The sequence below is a fragment of the Streptomyces sp. 8N114 genome, from assembly GCF_052245835.1.
Lineage (GTDB): Bacteria > Actinomycetota > Actinomycetes > Streptomycetales > Streptomycetaceae > Streptomyces.
On the sequence record NZ_JBQQBT010000001.1, the window covers coordinates 23469 to 46082 of the forward strand.

Here is a 22614-nt window from a genome sequence, read left to right on the forward strand (position 1 = left end):
ACCCTCAGGAGCCCTGCGGCTGGAGTGCGTCACCGGTGGACAGTCGCGGCCCGGTGGGCAGGAAAGCGGCCCACTCGGCGGGGACGGGCGCGGGCTTGACGCCCTCGTACCCGAGCCTGCGCTGCGCGTTCTGGCCCTCGGGCTGCTGCTCCTGCTTGGACTTCTTACGGTCCTTGCCGATGCCCGAGTCGCCCTGTTCGCTGTCGGTGTTGTTCTGCATCGCGTAGCGCAGCCCGGTGTCGGTCACCAGGAAGATGCCGCCGTCGCGGGGGCTGCGGCCCTTGAACTGGCGGAAGAGCTGGCCGGTTCCGGGGGTGACGTAGGCGCTGGAGGTGCCTGCGGGGAGCTGCTCCGGGAACTCTTTGCCCACCCAGGTGCTGAGCGTGGTGGCGCCGCTCTTGCCGTTGACCTTGCGCAGTACGTTGCAGGCGACGTTGCGGCTGCCCGTGCCGGGGCCGGCGGAGTTGACGGCGTAGCTCTTCTCCCGGGGCCACTTCAGGGAGTCGCCGAACGTGCCGGACGAGGTGAAGGCGCTGGCGTTGACCTTGATGGCCTCACCATTCTGGTTCAGCTGCAGCAGCTGCTTGGAGGAGAGCAGGAGCTGCGCCATGAAGTCGGTGATCCGCAAGACCTTGCCGGACAGGACGACGTAGTGCTGCATGTGGTTACCGGACGCCGACTGGATCACGGTGCCCACCCGGTTGGTGTTCGGGTCGAGGCCGGAGATTCCGGCGTCCGCGCCGATCCGGCCGGGCACCTGCGGGAAGGAAATGTGCTGGCCGGTGTGCAGCGTGGCCAGCCACTCCCGGGAGGCGCGCTGGGGCTTGCGGTTGCCCACCAGGATGGTCAGCAGTGTCTTGTCCTGCGCGATGCGGTACTTGCGGCCGGACTTGTCGACGACGTACAGCCGGTCGTCGGGGCCCTGGACGAAGGCGAGCTCGCCGCCGCGCAGCCGGTTCTCGCCCTCGAGCTTGTCCTGGTCGCGGTCGGCCAGTACGAAGGCCGCCTTCTGGACGGCGCGGTCGCCCTGGCTGGGCCGTTCGCAGACAGCCCAGCGTTTCTTCTCACCCGCCTCCTTGCCCTCGGGGAGCCGGTCGGGCGCGTAGGGGATGCCGAGGGTTGCGCCATGCGGTATTTCGCCCTTGTCGAGGACCTTCTCGTCGACCTTGACGACCTCGCCCTTGCCCGGGTCGAGGAGCAGCTTGGCGGAGGCGAGGTTGAGCACCGGGTGGAGCTGTGCCTTCCCGTCGGTCTTCAGCACCACGTAGCGGGTGGTGGACTCGGAGCCGATGATGACCTTCTCCGCCGGTGTGTCCCAGCCTTCGGGGGCCTTCGGTTTGAACATGCCCCAGGCACCGAATCCCGCGAGGATCAGCACGCCGACGACGATGCCGGGCAGGATGCCGCGCAGCGGGCGGGGGGCACCCTCCTCGGTGCCTGTCGGTGACGGCTGGAGAAACGCCGCCACCAACCGCTTCTTCGCGAAGGTATAGGCATTGAGCTCGTCGCGCCGTGATGCCATGAGTGAAAGACGCTCCCCTTGAGTCCCTGCTGTCCCCCGCACCGTCCGGCCCTGACGGGCCCTGACGGCCCCGGCCGGTCCGGAACGGTACCGCTCACCGGTCCGCGCGACGCCCGCGAGCGCTGCCGATTGTCGGACCGGGCCCCTACTATGCCGGTTGGGCATTGCCTTGTGCCGCTCCGGTATCGTGATCGCACGCCCAACGCCCCCGACGAGTGGGGTTAATTCGGACATGAGGGGGCCTTCTCGGATGGGATCTGCGACGCGGGCGCGGGGTGCGGCCGGCACCGCGAGGCGCTCTGGGCCGGGTGCGCCCCGGCGCCCGGGAGCTGCCGCGTCCGCAGCCCGGTCACCCCAGCCCAGGCCCCGGGTCCCTGCCTCGACGACGCTGCGCACCACATCGCGCACCAGCCGTCTGGGACCGCTCCAGCTGCAACAGCTGGTGCTGCTGGAGCTGGCCGCCGCGGTGCTGTTGGTCGCCGCTGCCATCGACCGGCTGCTGCTGGTGCCCGCCGTTGTGGTCGCTGCCGCGCTGGTGGCGCTGGCGGTGATGCGCAGGCACCAGCGCTCGGTCCACGACTGGTTCAGCACACTGCTGGCCCTGCGTGCCCGCAGACGAGCCGCGGCCCAGCCGCTGACGCCCGCCATGGTGCTGGACGAGGAGGGCGAGCGGGTCGACGCCGGCTTCCTCCCCCTGGTGGAGTGCGCTCCTGCGCTGCGTACGTACGCCTACATCGACAAGAAGCGGCGCACCATAGGGATGCTGGGCGACGGCACTTTCCTGACGGCCCTGGTGCGGATAGAGGCTGCACCCAGCGCGCTGCGCCCGGCTTTCGGGGCGCGCGCCCTGCCGCTGGAGCTGATGCACGACGCGCTGGACGTGGACGGCATCACGCTGGAGTCCGTCCAGGTGGTGCAGCACGTGCAGCCGGCACCCGCGCCCCATCTTCCGGAGCAGTCGGTGGCGCGGCGCAGTTACGGGCCGTTGCAGGAGCAGACGGGATCGCCCGCGCTGCGGCTGACGTGGGTGGCGCTGAAGTTCGACCCGGAGCTGTGCCCGGAGGCGGTCGAGGCCCGGGGAGGCGGTCTGGAGGGCGCCCAGCGCTGTCTGGTGCGCGCCGCGGACCACCTGGCCAGCCGGGTGACCGGGGCCGGTTTCGTGGCGACCGTGCTCAACGAGCAGGAGCTGATAGCCGCGGTGGCAACCTCGGCCTGTGTGAGCCCGGTGGCCACGGCCAGGGCCAGCCGGCCGGACGCGGCTCCCGCACGGCGTACCGCCGAGTCCTCGCGCGCCTGGCGGTGCGACGACCGGTGGCACACCACGTACGGCGTCGGCCGCTGGCCCGAGTTGGGACGCGCTGCCACGCCGCTGCCGCGCCTGGTGGCGCTGCTGACCTCCGCACCGACGCTCACGACGACGTTCAGCCTGACGCTGGGCCGCTCCGCGCGGCGCAGCGCGGTCACGGTCAGCGGCCATGTCCGCCTCACGGGCCGCTCGGACAACGAGTTGGCGGCGGCCCGGCGGCAGCTGGAGCGGGCCGCACGCTCGGCGCGGGTCGGGCTGGTGCGGCTGGACCGGGAGCAGCTGCCGGGCGCTCTCGCAACGCTGCCGCTGGGGGGTGTGCGCTGATGGCGAGCCGCTACACGCAAGGACTGCTGGGTCCGCGCCGTACGGAACATGCCGTGCCCGCCGACCATTTGGGCGCACTGTCGCTGCCCATCGGTGACGACGGCGTGGTGGTCGGGAACGACTCGGAGGGACGCCCCCAGGTGGTCGGCTTCCACCACCCGACCCCGTACGACGTGGTGCTCATCGGCGGCCTGTGGACGGCACAGGTGCTGGCGCTGCGGCTGGCCGGGACGGGCGCGCGGGTCGCGGTGGAGACGGGCCGGGCCCAGGTGTGGACGAATCTGGTGCAGGCGGCGGGCGCCGGACAGGAATGCATCACGCTCTACGACGTGGGACGTGTGCCGCCCATGGGCCCCACCGTGAGCAGTCCGGTGCTGGTCATCCGGGACTGCGGAATGCGGCCTCCGCGTGGCCGGGTCGCCGCCATGCCGTGGCAGTCGGTACTGACGCTGCTGCCGTATCTGAGCCCGGTCGCTCCGCGGTTGCTGCGCGGCGCGGCGCTGTCCGGCATCCAACGGGTCTCGCCGGACGAGGCACAGCAGATCGGGCGCATCATGCAACTGCCGCGCCAGGAGGTGGAGGCGCTCTCCACCCTGGGCGACGGTGTCACGCTGTGGTGCACTCGGCGCGAACGGCAGTACGCGCTCACGCAGCCGACCGACGCCGAGACGGGGCTGTTGGGGACGCCGCGACGGCTGGACTGACACGGGTCTCGCACGAGTCACACACGATCTGGACCGACGCCGGTCGCAGGACCGCACTGCCCGCGTGACAGTTGCGATGATTAGGCTGGACTGACGCGCGTAGGCGGGCGCGCGGCAAACCGGGGTGAATGACCACAGCAGGAGGCATTGTGAGCAGCGACCGGGACGAGATCCGCGTCCGCGGGACCATGCCCGGCTCCGACCAGCTCGACGCGGAGGCGGATGCCGAGAGCGAGACGGAGTCGACGGGCCAGTTCACCATCGACTACACGCCGCCTGCCTGGTATACGCAGGACGCGGCCAGCAGGCCAGAGGCCCAGGAAGCGCCGCCCCCGAGCGCGCCCACGCCGACGTACGGACCAGGGCCGGGGCAGGGGCAGGAAGAACACTCGGGAGTCGGATCAGACTTCAGTGGTTCACGATTCAACGACGGTGACTGGTGGGCGAGTTCACCGGCCCCGTCTGCTCCGTCGGTCCCGTCAGCGGCGGACGTTCCGCCCCGGTCCGGCTACGAGTCCCCTGAAGCGGCGGGGTCTTCCGGCATTTCCAGCTCCCCCGAAAGCGAAGCGCCGTCTGCCGATCTGCCCGCCTTCCCCTCGCTGAAGCCGTTCAGCGAGCAGCGGGGAGAGGAGACGGAGGACGCAGCGGGAGCGGCGGAGGCCGGAGGAACGGCGGAAGCCGGAGAAACGGCGGAAGCCGGGGGCTACGGAGACGAACGGGAGCAGCCGTTCGGCAGCACTTCGTCCCCTGTGGATGCTTTGGCGGACGTGGACACTTCGGCTGAGGCGGGCACTTCAGCGCACGTGGACGCTTCGGCGCACGTGGACGCTTCGGCGCACGTGGACACTTCGGTCGCGCGGGACGAGGAACTGCGCAGGGAGCCCGAAAGCGAGCCGGTGGTCAGCGCGGCTGACGACCTCGGACCTGACTCCTTCGGTCCGGACGCGGCACGTTCGGACGGCCGGCGCGAAGACGACCAGTACGACGAAGACGACCAGTACGAACGCGAAGTCGGCCGACGCGAAGACGATGAAGCGCCGCGGAGCACCGCCTCGCCGAGCTGGCGAGCGCCGTCCGTGACCGAGCCCGCATCCGGTTCCGAGCCTCAGCCCGGGCCGGAGCCGGAGCCGGAGTCCGCGAAGCTGGTACGGGAGCCGGAGGCGTCGGAAGCACCGGAGGTCCCGGAGGTCGCGGAGGGGCCGCGAGCTCCGGGTGACGCCGAAGACGGCGCCACCATGAAGTTCTCCGCCGCCGCGCTGCGCCGCGAGATCGCCGCGTACGCCGCTCAGGAGGAGCGCAAGAGCGACGAGGCCGCCGCGACCGCGCAGCCGGAGGCCGATCCCCAGCGGGACACCGACCGCGCGTCGGCGGAGCCGATGAACAGCCCGGCAAGTGAGGTGCCAGCCGGTCGGGTTGAGAGCGCCTCGACCGCGCCGGACGCCGGGGGAAGCGACCGCGCGGACAGCGATGCGGAACCGGCGGAGCCGCGGGATGCGATTCCCGCCGCGTACGACTTCGGCCTGGAAGCCCCCTCTCGCGAACGCCGGTATGCCGAAGCGCCGTCCGCGCAGGCTCCTGCGGAGCCGCAGGACGCGGAGCCGCGGGATGCCGTGCCGCCCCACCCCCTCTCCCCCGCTCCGCCGCAGGAGGCGGGCCCCTGGTCGGGCTCGCCCGGCGAGGGCAGTGGCAGCACTGCGGGGGGCGCGCAGGAGCTGCCCCCGCTGCCGCCGGACTTCCAGCCCGCTGCCTCCGCACCACCGCAGGGCGGCGCGTGGCCGGGCGCGGCACCGCAGCAGTCCCACACTTCGCAGAGTCAGAACCAGAGCCCGCAGGCTCCCCAAACCCCGCAGGCTCCCCAGAGCCCCCAGCAGCCGCAGCCCTCGCAGCAGGTGCAAGGACAGCAGCCCGTCCAGCAGGCCCCGGAAAGCCGCTACGGCTACCCGCAGGCGGGACAGCAGCAGCCGCAGGGCGGCCCCGGGATGACACCCGCACAGCAGCAGCCCGTCCATCCAGTGCCCGGCCAGGCCCAGCCCGGGCAGCAGTACCAGCCCGGGCCGAACCAGCCCGTGCCGCCGCACGGCCGACAGCAGGCCGCACCGGACGGGCTGCCCGCCCCTCAGGCCCCGGCACCGCAGCCGCACGCTGGCCGGCCTCAGCCCGGTACGCCCCAGCAGGGGCAGGGGCAGGGACAGCCGCAGGGGCAGGGACAAGGGCCAGGGCAGGGACAGCCGCAGGGCCAGCTGCCCGCCCCACGTCCGGCCCAAGCCCAGCGCCCGCAGGCTCAGCTCCCCCAGGCGCAGGCGCAGCCCCAGGCACCGACACCGGCGCAGGGCCAGCCACCCGCACAGGCACAAGCCCAGCCACCGGTACAGGCACAGCCCCCGGCACAAGCGCAGCAGCCACCGGCCCACGCACAGCAGCCCGCCCAGAACCAGCCGCCGGCCCAGAACCAGCCGCCCGCGCAAGCACAGCAGCCCGCGCAAGCACAGCAGCCCGCGCAAGCACAGCAGCCCGCCCATGCACAGCCGCCCGCGCAAACGCAGTCGCCGCTGCAGCCGAATCCGGGCGCTGTGGACCCGCGTCGGGTGGACCAGTCCGGCTCACCGCTGGGCTACACGGCGGCAGTTGAGCTGTCCTCGGACCGGCTGATCAACAACAAGAAGAAGCCGCGTCCGCAGTCGGGCAACAAGCCCTCGCGTTTCAAGTTCGGCGCCAAGAAGGAGGAGGCCGAGCGGCAGCGCAAGCTGGAAGTGATCCGTACGCCGGTGCTGTCCTGCTACCGGATCGCCGTCATCAGCCTCAAGGGCGGGGTCGGAAAGACGACGACCACCACGGCTCTGGGCTCCACGCTCGCCAGCGAGCGCCAGGACAAGGTGATCGCCATCGACGCCAACCCGGACGCGGGCACGCTCGGCCGCCGGGTGCGGCGCGAGACCGGCGCCACCATCCGGGACCTGGTCACGGCGATCCCGTACCTCAACAGCTACATGGACATCCGCCGGTTCACCTCCCAGGCGGCGTCCGGGCTGGAGATCCTGGCCAACGACGTCGACCCGGCGATCTCGACGACGTTCAACGACGACGACTACCGCCGCGTCATCGACGTGCTGGGCAGGCAGTATCCGATCATCCTGACGGACTCGGGAACGGGCCTGCTCTACTCCGCGATGCGCGGCGTGCTGGACCTCGCCGACCAGCTCATCATCATCTCCACGCCGTCCGTCGACGGTGCGAGCAGTGCCAGTACGACGCTCGACTGGCTCGCCGCGCACGGCTACTCGGAGCTGGTGCAGCGGAGCATCACGGTGATCTCCGGGGTGCGCGAGGTCGGAAAGATGATCCGGGTCGAGGACATCGTGGCGCACTTCGAGACCCGGTGCCGCGGCGTGATCACCGTGCCGTTCGACGAGCACCTGTCGGCGGGCGCCGAGCTGGACCTGAACATGATGCGCCCGAGGACGCGGGAGGCGTACTTCAACCTGTCCGCGATGGTCGCCGAGGACTTCGCACGGGCCCAGCAGGAGCAGGGCCTGTGGACGGCCGACGGCAACAGTCCGCCACCGCAGCTCGCTCCGCCGATGCCCGGCCAGGGCGGCATACCGGCACAGCCCGCTCAGCCCGGGCACCCCGGTGCCGCCGCCAGTCCGCCACCCGCGCAGCAGCAGCCGCCGTACGGGGCGGGCGGGGGTTACGGGTACCCGGGTCCTGCGCAGCCCGGCCAGCAGCACCCAGGGCAGCCCGGACACCCGGGGCAGCCCCAGCCCGGCAGCGGCTGGCAGCAGTAGCGGTGGCCGCAGACAGCCGGTAGCCGGGGGAGCCGTGAAGGCTTGTAGCCGGGCCGGCCCGGCTGTACAAGCCTGCAAGCCGGGCGCATACGGCCGGTCACAGCCGGAGGGCGGCGGACAGTGTCCGCCGCCCCTCCGCCGTGCTGTACCCGCTCGGCGCGGCCGACGCTCGGCCGGACCCGGCGGGCCGACCAGAGTCAGTCCTGCGTCGGCGGCACCAGTCGCCGGGTTTCCTCGACGTCCTGCGCCATCCGGTCCTTCAGCGCGTCAAGGGTGGCGAACTTCTCCTGGCCGCGGATGTACTCCACGAAGTCCACGGCCACGTGCAGCCCGTACAGATCCAGGTCGACGCGGTCGATGACGTGCGCCTCGACGGTGCGCTCGGTGCCGTCGAACTGGGGGTTCGTGCCGACGGAGAGCGCGGCGGGCATCGCCTCGCCCGCCACCGTCAGCAGGCCCGCGTACACGCCGTCGGCCGGGACGGCGGTGTGCGGCAGCGTGTCGACGTTCGCCGTGGGGAAGCCGAGGTCGCGGCCGCGCTGCGCTCCGCGCACCACGATGCCCTCGACACGGTGCGGACGGCCCAGCACCTCGCTCGCGCCGCGCACGTCGCCCTCGGCAACCAGCCGCCGCGCCATCGTGGAGGAGAACGCGTCGCCGCTCTCCATGCGCTCGAAGAGGTCGACGACGATCACGTCGTAGTCGTACGTCTCCCCCAGCTCGGCCAGGGACTCGACGGTGCCGGCCGCCTTGTGTCCGAAGCGGAAGTTGGGGCCTTCCACGACGCTGCGCGCATGCAGTTTGTCCACGAGGACCTTCACCACGAAGTCGGCGGGCGACAGCTTGGAGAACTCTGCGGTGAAGGGCAGCACGAGGACGGCGTCCACGCCCAGCTCGCCCATGAGTTCGGCACGCCGGTGGTGCGGTGCGAGCAGCGGGGGGTGACTGCCCGGCCGCACGACCTCGCTGGGGTGCGGGTCGAATGTGACGACGACAGCGGGGACGCCCAGCTCCCTGGCACGCTCCACCGTCCTGCCGATGATGAGCTGGTGCCCCCGGTGCACCCCGTCGTACGAGCCGATGGTGACGACGCTGCGCCCCCAGCCCTCGGGGATGTCCTCCAAGCCACGCCAGCGCTGCACGTCTGCTCCTCGTCGCTACCTGGTTCGCCAGTGCCTGTGCCGATGGTGATGATGACGGGTCTTGCCGGTTCAAGGGTGCCATGCCCCGCCGTCCCGGCCCGCACGGACCCACCTCCAGGCCACCGGCACGACGCGAGCACGGATCCGGCCCCGCCCCGGAGGTCAGACGTGTTCGTCCAGCATGTCGCACACTCGGCGGGCGCGGGGCCCCACAACAGCCGTCCACAACTCCGGCTCCCGTGCCACCCAGGCGCTGACGGCCCCCGCGAACCCGGGCAGCTCACGCGCGAAGCGGGCGAGCGCCCGGTCGAAGGAGGCCGCACCCTGCGCAGTGGCTGCCATTCGCACCCCGATACGCCGCACCAGCTTCTCCTCGGGCGTTCCGCCCCGCTGCCGTGGGACGGTCGTACGCCGGGCCACGGCGTCCAGCGCGGCCTCCAGGACGGATTCGTCGCGCTCGTGGTCGAGCAGGAGATCCAGCAGTTCGTCGCGCAGCGGCCCCTCCCCCTCGCCGAGCACATGGGCGAGACCTGCCCGGAATGTCGGCTCCTCTTCCTGCAGCAGCTCCGCCACAAGTGGGCGCAGCACGGCGCGGGCGCCTGGGCCGTGTCGCAGTCGGTGTTCCACGAAGGCGGCCACGTCGTCGCGGGCCCGCCACGGGCGGAGCACGGCGTGTTCGCGTACCAGCAGAGCAGCGCGCCGGGCCAGTGCTGGAGTGCGCACTTGTGCGAGTGCCCGCACGGCCTGCGACTGTGCTGCCGGGTCGGCAGGCCGGGTGAGCAGCGCCTGATAGGCGGCGAGCACCGGCTCCGGGTGGGTGCCCAGTGCGGTACCCAGAGCAGCCGCCAACTCGGCGTCGCCGGTCTCGGTGAAACAGCGCAGTGCGGCCCTCATATGCCGGGAGCGGCTGTGCGGGTCGCGTACGAGGATGGCGAGAGCCGCGGTGCGCAGTGCGCGGTCTTGGGGGCGGCGCAGCAGTGCGAGCGCGGCGGAGCGCAGCAGTTTGCAGTCGGAGTCGGTGCTTACCCGGCGCGCCGCACGCACCCCGTAGACGGCCGCGGCTGTCCGGCGTCCGTCGGTGCGGGTGTCATGTGCCCACCGTTCGACGGCTCGGCACATTGCGGGGAGCTCGTCTTGCACCAGCTCGGCCAGGAGCTCGTCGGCGCGCAGGTGTGCGGCGTCGACGAGGGCATCGGCCAGCTCGTCCGTGGCAATGTGCCGGTTGGTGTGCAGCAGTGCCTGGGCGGCGGTGGCAACAGTGGGCACAGTGTGCCCGTCCGCATCCGTGCGCCGCCGCAGGGGCCGCAGATCGCTGAACCACTCGCACAACAGCGGCTGCACGGTGCGAGGTTCGGCAGTCAGCAGTTCCTTGAGAACGTCCAGATAGCGGCCCTGTTCGCACGGCCGGTCCGCAGGTACGTCGGTCGGCAACAGGTGCCGCAGCAGCTCCGCCTTCCCGGCGGCTTCCAGGGGGAGTCCGCGCCAGAAGCAGGGCCCGAAGCTCTCCCGCACCATGGCGCTGTCCTGCCGCTCGGCCACCCGCTCCGCCAGGCTGCGCAGGACGGGCGTGTACGGGCACGCGTCCGGCATCCGCGGCAGCGTCTCGCGCAGTAGGTGCACGGCCCACCACGCGGCCTCGCCGTCCGGCACACCGTCGTCCAGGCCCGCACCCAGCGTCTCGCCCAAGGCGTCGGCCAACCGGCGCAGGCGCGGGGCGAGCACCTCCGCGCCGTCCCGCCGGTCGCACAGCAGGAGCGCCTGGACGACGGGACCGGCGCGATGGCGGGGCACCCGAACCGCACCGTCCCCGGCCCCGCTTCGCCGGGGCACGAGTGTGTCCAAAGCCACGTCCAGGTCGAGATGGCAGCCCTGCAACCAGTCGGAGAACTCCTCGTCCACGAACCGGTAGCCCTCTCCCGCCGGGGCCAGCGCGCCCTCCGTCAGCACGGCGGAGGCCCAGCCGCAGCGCCAGGGAAAGAGCTCGTCGAACGCTGCGGGGCTCAACTCGCCCTGCCCGGACCCGAGACAGCGGCGCGCGGCCTCGTGCAGCCGGCCGGCGACGCGGGCAGCGAGACGCCGGACGGAGCCCGGGTCCGCAATGTCGCCACCGACCGCTGCTCCTGCCGCCCGCTGCGGCACTCCGATGTTCCGTTCCCCCTCACCGCGCGACATCAGGCGCTGTGCGATGCGCAGACACAGCAGATCCAGGAAGGCGGCGAAGATCTCATGACGGGCGGGGGCCGGTTCCGACACCTCGTCCCGGCCCACGTCCTGTGCGCCCGGCGCCCGCGATACGCCCCGCCCGCACAGGGCACCCTGCGCCGCGCGCACCTGGGCGAGCATCCGCATCGCCAGCGGGTGCCCGGCATCGCCGGGCGCGAGTGCACCATCCGGCAAGCCGTAGGCGGCCAGAGCCCGTGCGGCCGGCCGGGGCGGCAGATCGCCCACCCGCACACTGCCGTTGGTCCCGGCGAGCGCGTAGAGCATGTCCTCGGGGAAGAGCGCGGCCGCCTGCTCCCAGTGCTCGGGGCGGCACGCGACCGCCAGCCGCGCACCGGTGGCCCGCAGCCAGCTCGCCGTACGGACGGTCCACTGCCGCAGCGTGTGCACGAGCTGGGGCGGCATCTCCTCCGGTGCGTCCAGCAGCACCAGCAGCGGCCGGCCGGCAGCGCAGGCGAGACGCGCGACCACATCGGGGTTGACCTCGCACAAGTCACCCGTCGACGCGGCCCCGGTTCCGTCCCGCATACCAGGAGCCGCAACGGTCCGGTCGGCCGCTGCCAGTGCGCGGCCGACCGCCTCCCGGATCCCGGCGTCCTGCGGATGCAGCTCGGCGCCGCGCAGCCAGACACTCGGAGCGGGCTCGGCAGCACGCGCCCGGCGGGCCGCGACGGAGGCGAGCTCGGTGGTGCGGCCCGTCCCGGGGGCGCCCACCAGCGCGATCACGGAGGCCCCGCTGTGTGCGAACAGGTCGAAGTGCTCGGCAACTTCGGGCCGGGGCACCGCATGTGCGCACCGCTCCACCGCGGGCCCCACCGAGGCCGCGGCCAGCCGCAGCACCCCGGCCAGGTTCAGATCGGGGCCGAACCCGGGCGCGGAGGCACCGTTTTGCCGCAGCAGTACGCCCAGTGGACCGTCGGGCGCCGGCCCGCCCGCCGCGTACAGCGGTACCGCGAAGGGCCCGGGGCGTCCGGACGTTGCGTGCAGTGCGGTGCCCAGAACGCCGAGGACGGCCCCGCTCGCCGCGTCCACCACGGGGGCACCCGACGCCTTCCGGGACAGCCGCAGCGGGACGCTGACGGACTCGGGCAGTTCGAGCAGCAGTGCCCGCTCCATGGCGTGGTAGCGGGCGGTGGAGGTGTAGGTGACCGACACGGTGCCGGTCAGCGTGGCGGGGAGTGCTTCGTCCTCGGTCAGCAGGACGGCTCGGGTGCCCGGGTGCGGTCGCTCTGCCCCGATGACCAGCGGATCGAGGCACAGCCCTGCCGTACGGATCAGCGCCAGGTTCCACTCGGGCAACGGCGTGATGTCACAGCTCGCCGCGATGACCGAGCTCTCTCCCGCGTGCAGTACGGCACGACTGAGGCCGTCCACCGCCTCGTGGCTGGTCACCACGGTTCCGAGGTCGTCGGCGACGAAGCCGAGGCCGCGCGGCCGTCCCGCCAAATCGCTGAGGCGCACCAGCGTGGGTCTCCCGCACACCGCCGACATCGCTCGAACCTCCGCGCTGGCCCTCACCACCGCGTCGACCGTAGAGCGCAGTTGATCAGCGGCAACAGTCCCGGCGCCGAACGCGCCCCCACCCGCGCCCACGCTTCACCCCGAGCGCCCGGCCACCCGGGTGAATGCGCCGGCGCCCAGGGATATCCCCGGCTCATCACCTGCCAGGGGACGGGGAAGCCAGCGGCACGACAACGGGAATGTCACCCACACGAAGACGGCCTCGCCGCACTACCGGCGACGAAAACTCCCCCACACGAAGACGGGCCCGTCCCCCACAAGGAGACAGGCCCACCAGACCCCGTGAAGCAACAGCCGTCCCTCACACGAAGACAGCGAGGCTCTTCGCCCTGCCGCCCCGCTCTTCCACCAGCGCGATGAGCTGCCCGCCAGGTCCGAAGACCGCGACGGGACCGGGTCCGACCCCGTCCACCGGCATCCGCAGCTGGACGCCGTTCCCGATGCGGCGTGCCTGTTCCTCGTCGACGTCCCAGCGGGAGAACGCGGCGGCTGCGGCCTCGCCCAACGGCAGGACGGGCAACGGCTCTTCGGCGTCCACGAACTGCTGCAGCTGCTCCAGTGTGTGCGCGCCGTCCAGCCCGTACGGGCCGACCCGGGTGCGCCGCAGCGCCGTCAGATGCCCGCCCGTGCCCAGTGCCGTGCCCACATCCCGGGCGAGCGCCCGTACATAGGTGCCGGACGAGCACACCACCGAAACCAGCAGGTCGGTGACCTGTGTGCCGTCCTCGGCGGTCTCCTCGCGCACTTCGTGCACGGCGAACGAGGAGACGGTGACCTGCCGTGCGGCCAGCTCCACCTGCTCGCCCTCGCGCACCCGCGCATAGGCACGCCTGCCGTCCACCTTGACGGCGCTGACGGCTGACGGGATCTGCGAGATCTCTCCGGTCAGCGCGGCCACCGCGGCATCCACACGCTCCCGGTCCAGATCCTTGGCGCCCCGCGAGGCGGTGATCTCGCCCTCGGCGTCCTCCGTGACGGTCTCCTGGCCGAGCCGGACGGTGGCGACGTACTCCTTCTCCGTCAGGGCGAGATGGCCGAGCAGCCGGGTGGCCCGCTCTGTGCCGACGACCAGCACACCGGTCGCCATCGGATCGAGGGTCCCCGCATGGCCGACGCGCCGGGTGCGGGCCATACCGCGCAACTTGGCCACGACGTCGTGCGAGGTGAACCCGGCGGGCTTGTCGACGATGATCAGCCCGCCGGGACCGTTGTCTCTCTTACGTGCCACGGATCAGGCGCTCTCGTCCTCGCCGTCGGGAGCATCCGAGCCCTCCGGGAGATCCGCGTCGTCGGCAGCGGACTCGCCCGGCTTGCGGTACGGGTCGGGCTCACCGGCGTACGCGGCACCCGAGGACGCCTTGCGGACTTCCTCGTCGGCGGCCCGTGCCCGGGCCAGCGCCTCGTCGATCGTCTTGGCGGTCTCCGGCAGCGCGTCCGCCACGAACGTCAGGCTCGGCGTGTGCTTGATGCCGGCCGCCGAGCCGACGGCGGAGCGGAGCACGCCCTTGGCGCTCTCCAGACCCGCGGCGGCGGCCTTGCGGTCCTCCTCGTCGCCGTAGACGGTGTAGAAGACCGTTGCTTCCCTGAGGTCGCCGGTGACCCTGGTGTCCGTGACGGTCACATGTGTGCCGAGCCGCGGGTCCTTGATCCCTCGGTGCAGCTTCTCGGCGACCACCTCACGGATGAGGTCCGCCAGCCTCTTCGCCCGCGCATTGTCGGCCACTGGTCCGTCTCCTTGCTCTGCGCCATGCGCTCACGCGCTGCTGCGTTCCTGCGTTGCTGCTTTTCTGCCACTGCTGCGCTGCCGCCGCTGCTCCTGCTGCCGCGTTAGCTGCGACTGCTGCGCCCACTTCGGCTGTGCGTCTATTCATCGTCGTCGCCGTGGAACCGCCGCCGCACGGACAGCAGTTCCACCTCAGGACGCGCGGCGACCAACCGCTCGCAGCGGTCCAGCACGTCGCTGAGATGCCCCGCGTCCCCGGACACCGCCGCCAGCCCGAGATGGGCTCTGCGGTAGAGGTCCTGTTCGCCCGTCTCCGCCACGCTGACCGCGTACTTGCGTTGCAGCTCGGCGACGATGGGGCGGACGACGGAGCGCTTCTCCTTGAGCGACCGCACGTCGCCGAGAAGCAGATCGAAGGACAGCGTCCCTACGTACATACAGTGCGGGTCAAGCCACCCGTGGGGCCTTGGGTCGCCGCCCAGCGGTGGCTGGGGGCGTAGGAGTCACTGGCACCGTACACGCAACGGCCGGGGCCGATCGACGGAAATATCTTCCGCCGGTCGGCCCCGGAAACGAGGGAGCGGGTCAGCCGCGCGGCTTCTCCCGCATCTCGTACGTCGCGATGACGTCGTCGACCTTGATGTCGTTGAAGTTTCCGAGGTTGATACCGCCCTCGAAGCCTTCGCGGATCTCGGTGACATCGTCCTTGAAGCGGCGCAGGCCCTCGATGTTGAGGTTCTCCGCCACGACCTTGCCGTCCCGGATGACGCGCGCCTTGGTGTTCCTGCGCACCTCGCCGGACCGGATGATGACACCGGCGATGTTGCCCAGCTTGGACGAGCGGAAGACCTCGCGGATCTCCGCCGTACCCAGCTCGACCTCTTCGTACTCGGGCTTGAGCATGCCCTTGAGGGCCGCCTCGATCTCCTCGATGACCTGGTAGATCACCGAGTAGTAGCGGACGTCCACGCCCTCGCGCTCGGCCAGCTGCGTCGCGCGCCCCTCGGCGCGGACGTTGAAGCCGATCACGATGGCGTCCGAGCCGGTCGCCAGGTCGATGTCGGTCTCGGTGACCGCACCCACACCGCGGTGCAGGATGCGCAGGTCCACCTCTTCGCCGACGTCGAGCTGGAGCAGCGAGGACTCCAGGGCCTCGACCGAACCGGACGCGTCGCCCTTGATGATGAGGTTGAGCTGCTGCACCTCGCCTGCCTTGAGCACCTTGTCCAGGTCCTCCAGGGAGACGCGGCGGGTCCGCTTGGCGAAGGCCGCGTTGCGCTCGCGCGCCGCGCGCTTCTCGGCGATCTGCCGGGCCGTACGGTCCTCGTCCACCACCAGGAAGTTGTCGCCGGCGCCCGGGACATTGGTCAGACCCAGCACCAGGACCGGCGTCGAGGGATCCGCTTCCTTGATGTTCTCGCCCTTGTCGTCGAGCATCGCGCGCACCCGGCCGTAGGCGTCGCCCACGACCATGGTGTCGCCGACCCGCAGCGTGCCGCGCTGGACCAGCACGGTCGCCACGGCGCCGCGGCCGCGGTCGAGGTGGGCCTCGATCGCGATGCCCTGCGCGTCCTGGTCGGGATTGGCCCGCAGGTCGAGCGAGGCGTCCGCGGTCAGGACCACGGCCTCCAGCAGCTCCTCGATGTTCAGGCCCTGGCGCGCGGAGATGTCGACGAACATCGTGTCGCCGCCGTACTCCTCGGCCACCAGCCCGTACTCGGTCAGCTGGCCGCGGACCTTGGTCGGGTCGGCACCCTCGACGTCGATCTTGTTGACCGCGACGACGATCGGCACGTCGGCCGCCTTGGCGTGGTTGAGCGCCTCGACGGTCTGCGGCATCACGCCGTCGTTGGCCGCGACCACCAGGATCGCGATGTCGGTCGACTTGGCACCGCGGGCACGCATGGCGGTGAACGCCTCGTGACCAGGGGTGTCGATGAAGGTGATCTTGCGCTCTTCACCGTTCACATCGGTCGACGCCTGGTAGGCGCCGATGTGCTGGGTGATGCCGCCGGCCTCGCCCTCGATGACGTTGGTCTTCCGGATCGCGTCCAGCAGCCTCGTCTTACCGTGGTCGACGTGACCCATGACGGTCACCACCGGCGGACGCGGCATGAGCGCCGTCTCGCCGCCCTCGTCCTCGCCGAACTCGATGTCGAAGGACTCGAGAAGCTCGCGGTCCTCCTCCTCCGGGCTGACGATCTGGACGATGTAGTTCATCTCCTCGCCGAGGAGGTGCAGCGTCTCGTCGGAGACGGACTGGGTCGCGGTGACCATCTCGCCCAGGTTGAACATCACCTGGACCAGGGACGCCGGGTTGGCGTTGATCTTCTCCGCGAAGTCCGTGAGCGAGGCACCACGCGACAGCCGGACGGTCTCGCCCTTGCCGCGCGGCAGCATCACACCGCCGACCGACGGTGCCTGCATCTGCTCGTACTCTTGGCGCCGCTGCCGCTTCGACTTGCGGCCACGACGGGCCGGACCGCCGGGACGGCCGAACGCGCCCTGTGTGCCGCCACGGCCGCCGGGACCACCCGGACGACCGGCGAAACCGGGACGGCCACCGCCGCCCGGACGGCCTGCGAAACCGCCGCCGCCACCGCCGGGACGGGCACCGCCGCCACCACCGGGACGACCGGCGAAGCCGCCGCCACCACCGGGACGGCCACCGCCGCCACCACCCGGACGGGCACCGCCGCCACCACCGGGACCGCCACGGCCGGGACCCGGACGCGGGCCCGCGGCAGGACGCTGCGGCATCATGCCCGGGTTCGGGCGGTTACCGCCGCCACCGCCCGGACGCGGACCGCCACCCTGCGGGGCCTGCGGACGCGGCATGTTGCCCGGCGTGGCACGGCCGCCACCCGGAGCCTGCGGACGCGGACCCGCCTGACCGGCGCCACCCGGGCCCTGGCCCGGCTTGGGCGCACCGGGCTTCGGAGCGCCCGGCTTGGGGGCACCGCCGGAACGGGGCGTCTGCGGACGCGCCATACCGGTGGAGCCACCGGAGGTGAAGGGGTTGTTGCCCGGACGCGGCCCGGAGGGACGCCCACCCGGCTTGGTCGGCTGACCCGGCTTCGGGGCGCCGCCCTGCGGACGGCCCTGACCGCCGGGCTTCGGGGCCTGGCCCGGCTTCGGGGCCTGGCCGCCCGGACGCGGCGCCTGGCTCGGCTTGGGGCCGCTCGGCGCGGCGGGCGGCGCCTGGAAGTCAGGCTTCGCGGGCGCTGCGGGCTGTGCGGGCCCCGGCTTGGGAGCACCGGGCTTCGGGGCGCCGGGCCTGGGGGCCTCGACAGCGCCCGTCTCGGCCTGTGCGGGGCTCGGGGCAGGGGTCACCGGAGCCTCGGGGCCCGGTTTGGGGGCACCGGGCTTCGGTGCGCCCGGCTTCGGCGCGCTCGCACCCGGCTTGGGTGCGGCGGGCCTGGCGGCTGCCTTCTGGGGCGCCGCCGGCTTCGCTGCGGACTTCTTGGCGCCACCGCCGGAGCCCGCGTCGAACGCGTCTGTCAATTTGCGGACTACCGGCGCCTCGATTGTCGAGGACGCCGAACGGACGAATTCACCGAGTTCCTGGAGCTTGGCCATGACGACCTTGCTCTCCACTCCAAGTTCCTTGGCGAGTTCGTATACCCGGACCTTAGCCACTTCGCTCCTTACGGCCCGGGGGATCGTCCGCCGGACCTTCGCTACTGATGCATGGGCGTACTCATCGCGTACTCATCGAGTGCTCATCGCAATCTCGACCTACTTCCCACTCGCGAGGTACCTCTCCCCGCACGGAGGTTCCGTACGGGCTCTCTTACGGTGCTTGCTGTGCGTTCCGCTCCACGTGCTCCCGCAGCTCCGCGAGGTCGAACGGACCCGGGCCCCGGAAGGCCCGGTTGAATGCCCGGCGCCGGACGGCCTGCTCAAGACAGGACGAAACGGAGTGCACATAAGCACCCCGACCGGGCAGCCTACCGCGAAGATCGGGGATCAGGCTTCCCCCGATCAGCACCACTCGCAGCAGAACATCCTTATCGGCGCGCTCCCGGCAGCCCACGCAGGTCCGCTGAGGGCACGCCCGACCACGCGTCCGGCCAGACACTGCCTAAGTCTACCTCCCCGAAGCCCCGAAACCCCGTGGGGGGTAAGGGCCCCGTTACTCATTCGCAGCCGGTCCGCAAGGCTCCGGCCACGTATTGTGACCGCGCTCAGCCCTGCCCGGCGGAACGGTCCTGGGACTGGCCGTCCCCAGCTGTTTCCGCGGTGTCCGGGCGGATGTCGATACGCCAGCCGGTCAGGCGGGCGGCGAGCCGGGCGTTCTGCCCTTCCTTGCCGATGGCCAGTGACAGCTGGTAATCGGGCACGGTGACCCGAGCGGAGCGCGCTGCCAGGTCCAGGATCTCCACCTTGCTCACCCGCGCCGGGGAGAGGGCGTTGGCGACCAGCTCGGCCGGGTCGTCGGACCAGTCCACGATGTCGATCTTCTCGCCGTGCAGCTCCGCCATGACGTTGCGCACACGGCCGCCCATCGGGCCGATGCAGGCGCCCTTGGCGTTGAGCCCGGAGCGGGTGGACCGTACGGCGATCTTGGTGCGATGGCCCGCCTCGCGGGCGATGGCCGAGATCTCCACGGAGCCGTCCGCGATTTCCGGGACCTCCAGCTCGAAGAGCTTCTTGACCAGGTTCGGGTGGGTGCGGGAGAGGGTCACCGACGGACCTCGGACGCCCTTGGCAACGCGGACGACGTAGGTACGCAGCCGGGTGCCGTGCGCGTAATCCTCGCCCGGGACCTGCTCCTGCGGCGGCAGGATGGCCTCCAGCTTGCCGATGTCCACCAGCACGCTCTTGGGGTCCTTGCCCTGCTGGACGACACCGGCCACGACATCGCCCTCACGGCCCGCGTACTCGCCGAAGGTGACCTCCTCCTCGGCGTCTCGCAGCCGTTGCAGGATGACCTGCTTGGCCGTCGTCGCGGCGATCCGGCCGAACCCGCTCGGGGTGTCGTCGAACTCCCGTGGCTCGGCGCCCTCTTCGAGCTCCTCGGGGCTCTCCTTGGCCCACACCGTGACGTGGCCCGTCTTGCGGTTCAGCTCGACGCGCGCGTCCCGCCTGCTGCCCTCGGTGCGGTGGTACGCGATGAGGAGGGCCGACTCGATCGCCTCGACCAGCAGGTCCAGAGAGATCTCCTTCTCCCTGACCAGCCCACGCAGGGCACTCATGTCGATGTCCACGGCTACGCCTCCTCGTTCTCGTTCCCGGCGGCTTCGGCGTCGCCGGCCGCGGAGGTGCGCCGCGGCTTCTCCGCGGCCTTGCGGTTGAACTCGATCTCGACCCGCGCCTTGGCGATCTCGTCGAACGCGAGCCTGCGGGCCGTGGGCTTGCGCCCCTTGACCCCGGGCACCTCCAGATCGACGCCCTCTTCGTCGACAGCGGTGATGCGAGCGGTCAGCTCGCCACCGCCGGCCGCCTCGGTGAGCTGTGCCTTGACGAGCCGCCCGGCGGCGCGGCGGTAGTGCCGCTGCTCGGTCAGCGGGCGGTCGGCCCCCGGGGAGGTGACCTCCAGCACGTACGGGGCGCCGCCCATCGCGTCGCTCTCGTCGAGCACTTCGGAGAAGGCGCGGCTCAGCTCCGCGCAGGTGTCCAGCTGGACCCCGTCATCAGCGTCCACGACGACTCGCAGCACGCGTCGCTTTCCGGCCGGGGTCACATCGATCTCTTCGAGATCCAACCCCCTCTTGCTGACGAGAGGTTCCAGCAGTCCGCGCAGCCTCTCGCTCTGGGTGGTGCTCATCCGGGTGACTCCTCGGCCGCGTGTGCTGTTGTAGGGGGCCTCGTGACAGGGGCGTGTCGCCGACCAAGCCTATCGTCTGTGGCGCGTTGCGCCGACCCGGTCGGAGAACGCGCGGCAGTGCACGGCTGTGCCGCCGCGGCAGCGCTGTCCCGGGCGCCGTCGGCAGACGTCCTGTCCGGCGCCGCTGTCCGGCGTCCGGGTGCGGACCGGCCGGGCAGGGGTGGCCCCGGACAGCCGCGGGAAGAAGCCCGGGTACCCTCGCGGGGCGTGACCAGCGCCCCACTGCGGTCACAAGTCCGGGCGAGGCCGCAGTCCGTCTGGCCGTTCGTTCGCCCACATCCAGGGAGTGCACATGTCGCTCACGCCGTCACCGGCGGCGGCACGACCACGCCGCAGATCGCTGCTCACCGGCGCACTGGGCGCCACGGGAGCGGCGTTCGGCCTGCCGCTCGTCGCGGCCTGTACGGACGAGGAGGCGCCGGGCAGCGCCGACGGGGAGCGTGCGGACGCGACGCGACAGCTGCGCAGGAGGGCCGCACACGAGAGCGAGCACCTGCTGGCCCGCTACGACGGCACGGTCAAGGTCCATCCGGCGCTCGCCGCGCGAGTGCGCCCGCTGCGCGACGAGGTGGCCCGCCATGCGCGAGTGCTGCGCGGCAGCGAGTCCGGCACCGAAACGCCCTCCCCACATCCGTCCGCCTCCCACGGCTCCCGGCCGCCCTCCGGCTCGCCGGCCCCCAGCCGGTCCGGGCAGCCGGACGGCGGACCGGACGGACCCTCCGAGCGGCCACCCAGCCCGGACACGGCGTCCGTGCCCAGGACCGAGAAGGCGGCGCTCGCGGCGCTGGCCAAGGCCGAGCGGCGACTGGCCGCCGCACGTACGAAGGCACTGGGCGGTGCCCCGCCCGAGTTCGCCAGGCTGCTGGCGTCGGTGGCCGCCTGCGGCTCGGCCCACGGGTACCTCCTCGACGAACACGGCAAGAAGGCGGACGGCGACAAGAGCACGGGCGGCGACGACAGCCCGGGCGGTACCAGCGAGGGAGAGGCGGACGGATGAAGGAACTGACCGCCGCCCAGGCCGCGTTGCGTGCCGAGCACGCCGCCGTCTACGGCTACGGGGTCGTCGGCGGGCGGATCGGCGAGGACCGCAAGAGCGAGGTGCGCGAGTGCTACGAAGCACACCGGGCCCGCCGGGACGCGCTGCGCCGTACCATCCGCTCGCTGGGCGGCGAACCGGAGCCGGCCGCGGCCGCCTACGCGCTGCCCTTCGCGGTGCCCGACAGCGAAGCCGCAGTACGGCTCGCGGCCCAGCTGGAGGACCGCGTCGCCGGGGTGTACGCGGACCTGGTGCGGGCAAGCGAGGGAGCGCGGCGGCGCGCGGCGGCCGACGCGCTGCAGGAGGCCGCGGTCCGTTCGGTGCGCTGGAAGGGCAGCAGCGTGGCCTTCCCGGGCCTCACCGAGCTGGGCGCCGGGGACTCGCCGGCCTCCCCCTCCGGGGCACCGAGCGGTTCGAGCGCCCCAGGCACGCTGTGACCCCGCCGGACGCGTACGCCGTACGCGCCCCTTCGAAAGTGCTGAAGACGAGTACTGAAGAAAAGTACTGAAGAAAGGCCCGTCCGGAATGGCTTCCGTGCTGCCCCTCGAACCCCCGCAGCGGCTGCTGCGCGCGCTGGCGTCCCAGCAGGGCGCCGCTGCGGCCACCGCGGCGCAGAACTGGCTGGAGGGGCTCTCCGCACTGCTGGAGCGGTGGCTTCAGCAGTGGGAGCTGGTGGCCGACCGGGTGGTGACACCGGGCGGGCGCAGCAGTGTGGTGGTACTGGTGCGGCAGGCGGACGGTACGCCGGCCGCGCTGAAGCTGCTCGCCCCCGACGGAGCGCCCGCACCGGTGCGGGCAGCGCGCGAGTACGAGGTGCTGACCGCCTGGCACGGGCTGGGTGCCGTACGGGTGCTGCGGGCCGCGCCGGAAGAGGGCGTGCTGCTGCTGGAGCGGCTGCGCTGCGAGGTGTCGCTGCGGTCACTGCCGGAGGCGAAGGCGACGCTGGAGGCGGTCTCGGTGGTGCGGCGCCTGTGGGTGCCGCAGCCTGCGGGCCACAGCCTGGAGACGGTCGCCGAGCACACCGCCGTGGAGGCGGCGCTGATGCGCTCCTCGGTGCCACCGGACGCCGAGCCACTGGTGGCCGCCGCGCTGGAGGCCCGGGAGGCGATGCTGGCCGAGCCTGCCGAGGGCGATCCGGTGCTGCTGCACGGGGACTTCCGGCAGGGCGCCGTGCTGGCCGCCTCCGAACGCGGTGAGCGGGCGCACTGGCTGACCGTGGGGCCCGACCCCCTGGTGGGCGAGCCCGCCTACGACCTGGCGCGGCTGGTACGGGACCGGCTGCACGACCTGATGGCGTCCAGCGGTGCCCCTGCCGCCACCCGCCGCCGCGTCAACAAGCTCGCCGACTCACTGGACGTCCCCCGTGAACGGGTACGCCGGTGGACCCTCTACCGCGCGGTCGAGTCCGCATGCCGGCAGTACGCGGGCGGCAACACAGCGGACGCGGAGATGCTGCTGGAGTTCGCCGCCTGGCTGTGACCGCGGGCCCCTGCTGTCACAG

16 protein-coding genes are annotated in these 22614 nt (G+C 72.2%); 6 read left to right on the forward strand and 10 right to left on the reverse strand.

Going from position 1 to position 22614, the window contains the following annotated elements; translation table 11 throughout:
• Positions 1-4: 4 nt before the first annotated feature.
• Positions 5-1522 carry a type VII secretion protein EccB gene (eccB, locus tag ACTWQF_RS00105; RefSeq protein WP_443275874.1) on the reverse strand — a complete coding sequence of 506 codons (1518 nt, stop codon included), beginning with the start codon at positions 1520-1522 and terminating at the stop codon, positions 5-7.
• Positions 1523-1772: 250 nt separating this feature from the next.
• Between eccB and eccE the strand changes: the two genes are divergently transcribed.
• The 3 genes from eccE (at position 1773) to ACTWQF_RS00120 (ending at position 7641) form a co-directional block, all read left to right on the forward strand.
• Complete coding sequence (eccE, locus tag ACTWQF_RS00110; RefSeq protein ID WP_443275876.1) at positions 1773-3152, forward strand: type VII secretion protein EccE; 1380 nt, start codon at positions 1773-1775, stop codon at positions 3150-3152.
• Complete coding sequence (locus ACTWQF_RS00115) at positions 3152-3856, forward strand: hypothetical protein (protein WP_443275878.1); 705 nt, start codon at positions 3152-3154, stop codon at positions 3854-3856. The genes eccE and ACTWQF_RS00115 overlap by 1 nt, the downstream gene beginning before the upstream one ends.
• A gap of 149 nt (positions 3857-4005) precedes the next feature.
• Positions 4006-7641 carry an SCO5717 family growth-regulating ATPase gene (locus tag ACTWQF_RS00120; RefSeq protein ID WP_443275879.1) on the forward strand — a complete coding sequence of 1212 codons (3636 nt, stop codon included), beginning with the start codon at positions 4006-4008 and terminating at the stop codon, positions 7639-7641.
• Positions 7642-7838: 197 nt separating this feature from the next.
• Here ACTWQF_RS00120 and ACTWQF_RS00125 read toward each other — a convergent pair whose 3' ends face one another.
• From ACTWQF_RS00125 to rimP, 9 genes are all read right to left on the reverse strand, one after another.
• On the reverse strand, positions 7839-8783 hold the full coding sequence (locus tag ACTWQF_RS00125) for a bifunctional riboflavin kinase/FAD synthetase (RefSeq protein ID WP_443275880.1): 945 nt from the start codon (positions 8781-8783) through the stop codon (positions 7839-7841).
• Positions 8784-8945: 162 nt separating this feature from the next.
• Entirely contained in the window at positions 8946-12464 is a 3519-nt protein-coding gene (locus ACTWQF_RS00130) for a trypsin-like peptidase domain-containing protein (RefSeq protein WP_443275882.1), read from the reverse strand.
• A gap of 361 nt (positions 12465-12825) precedes the next feature.
• Positions 12826-13752 carry a tRNA pseudouridine(55) synthase TruB gene (truB, locus tag ACTWQF_RS00135; protein ID WP_443275884.1) on the reverse strand — a complete coding sequence of 309 codons (927 nt, stop codon included), beginning with the start codon at positions 13750-13752 and terminating at the stop codon, positions 12826-12828.
• Positions 13753-13755: 3 nt separating this feature from the next.
• Positions 13756-14247: a 30S ribosome-binding factor RbfA gene (gene rbfA, locus ACTWQF_RS00140; protein WP_443275886.1), complete on the reverse strand. Its 492-nt coding sequence runs from the start codon at positions 14245-14247 to the stop codon at positions 13756-13758.
• A 140-nt stretch (positions 14248-14387) separates the two neighbouring features.
• Positions 14388-14684, reverse strand: coding sequence for a DUF503 domain-containing protein (locus tag ACTWQF_RS00145; protein ID WP_443244877.1), 297 nt, complete (start codon positions 14682-14684; stop codon positions 14388-14390).
• Between the two features lie 148 nt (positions 14685-14832).
• On the reverse strand, positions 14833-17886 hold the full coding sequence (infB, locus tag ACTWQF_RS00150; RefSeq protein ID WP_443275888.1) for a translation initiation factor IF-2: 3054 nt from the start codon (positions 17884-17886) through the stop codon (positions 14833-14835).
• 154 nt (positions 17887-18040) lie between these two features.
• The gene (locus ACTWQF_RS00155) at positions 18041-18328 is read right to left on the reverse strand and encodes a YlxR family protein (protein WP_443275890.1); all 288 of its coding nucleotides are present in this window, start codon (positions 18326-18328) and stop codon (positions 18041-18043) included.
• Positions 18329-18434: 106 nt separating this feature from the next.
• Positions 18435-19457, reverse strand: a complete 1023-nt coding sequence (gene nusA / locus ACTWQF_RS00160) for a transcription termination factor NusA (protein ID WP_443275892.1) — start codon at positions 19455-19457, stop codon at positions 18435-18437.
• 2 nt (positions 19458-19459) lie between these two features.
• Positions 19460-20017 (reverse strand): ribosome maturation factor RimP, encoded by a 558-nt coding sequence (gene rimP, locus ACTWQF_RS00165; RefSeq protein WP_443275894.1) that lies wholly within the window; start codon positions 20015-20017, stop codon positions 19460-19462.
• 352 nt (positions 20018-20369) lie between these two features.
• Here rimP and ACTWQF_RS00170 point away from each other — a divergent pair, with 352 nt between their 5' ends.
• From ACTWQF_RS00170 to ACTWQF_RS00180, 3 genes are all read left to right on the forward strand, one after another.
• Positions 20370-21074 (forward strand): hypothetical protein, encoded by a 705-nt coding sequence (locus tag ACTWQF_RS00170; protein WP_443275896.1) that lies wholly within the window; start codon positions 20370-20372, stop codon positions 21072-21074.
• Positions 21071-21550: a ferritin-like domain-containing protein gene (locus ACTWQF_RS00175; protein ID WP_443275897.1), complete on the forward strand. Its 480-nt coding sequence runs from the start codon at positions 21071-21073 to the stop codon at positions 21548-21550. Before ACTWQF_RS00170 ends, ACTWQF_RS00175 begins: the two co-directional genes overlap by 4 nt.
• 88 nt (positions 21551-21638) lie before the next feature.
• On the forward strand, positions 21639-22592 hold the full coding sequence (locus ACTWQF_RS00180; protein WP_443275899.1) for an aminoglycoside phosphotransferase family protein: 954 nt from the start codon (positions 21639-21641) through the stop codon (positions 22590-22592).
• Positions 22593-22614 lie beyond the last annotated feature (22 nt).

What these genes read in the sequence shown, in the direction of transcription:
- ACTWQF_RS00170 (WP_443275896.1), top strand. Translation starts at nt 20,370, where the DNA reads ATGTCGCTCACGCCGTCACCGGCGGCGGCACGACCACGCCGCAGATCG.
- rimP (WP_443275894.1), bottom strand. Translation starts at nt 20,017, where the DNA reads ATGAGCACCACCCAGAGCGAGAGGCTGCGCGGACTGCTGGAACCTCTC.
- ACTWQF_RS00145 (WP_443244877.1), bottom strand. Translation starts at nt 14,684, where the DNA reads ATGTACGTAGGGACGCTGTCCTTCGATCTGCTTCTCGGCGACGTGCGG.
- eccE (WP_443275876.1), top strand. Translation starts at nt 1,773, where the DNA reads ATGGGATCTGCGACGCGGGCGCGGGGTGCGGCCGGCACCGCGAGGCGC.
- eccB (WP_443275874.1), bottom strand. Translation starts at nt 1,522, where the DNA reads ATGGCATCACGGCGCGACGAGCTCAATGCCTATACCTTCGCGAAGAAG.
- ACTWQF_RS00175 (WP_443275897.1), top strand. Translation starts at nt 21,071, where the DNA reads ATGAAGGAACTGACCGCCGCCCAGGCCGCGTTGCGTGCCGAGCACGCC.
- ACTWQF_RS00180 (WP_443275899.1), top strand. Translation starts at nt 21,639, where the DNA reads ATGGCTTCCGTGCTGCCCCTCGAACCCCCGCAGCGGCTGCTGCGCGCG.
- ACTWQF_RS00115 (WP_443275878.1), top strand. Translation starts at nt 3,152, where the DNA reads ATGGCGAGCCGCTACACGCAAGGACTGCTGGGTCCGCGCCGTACGGAA.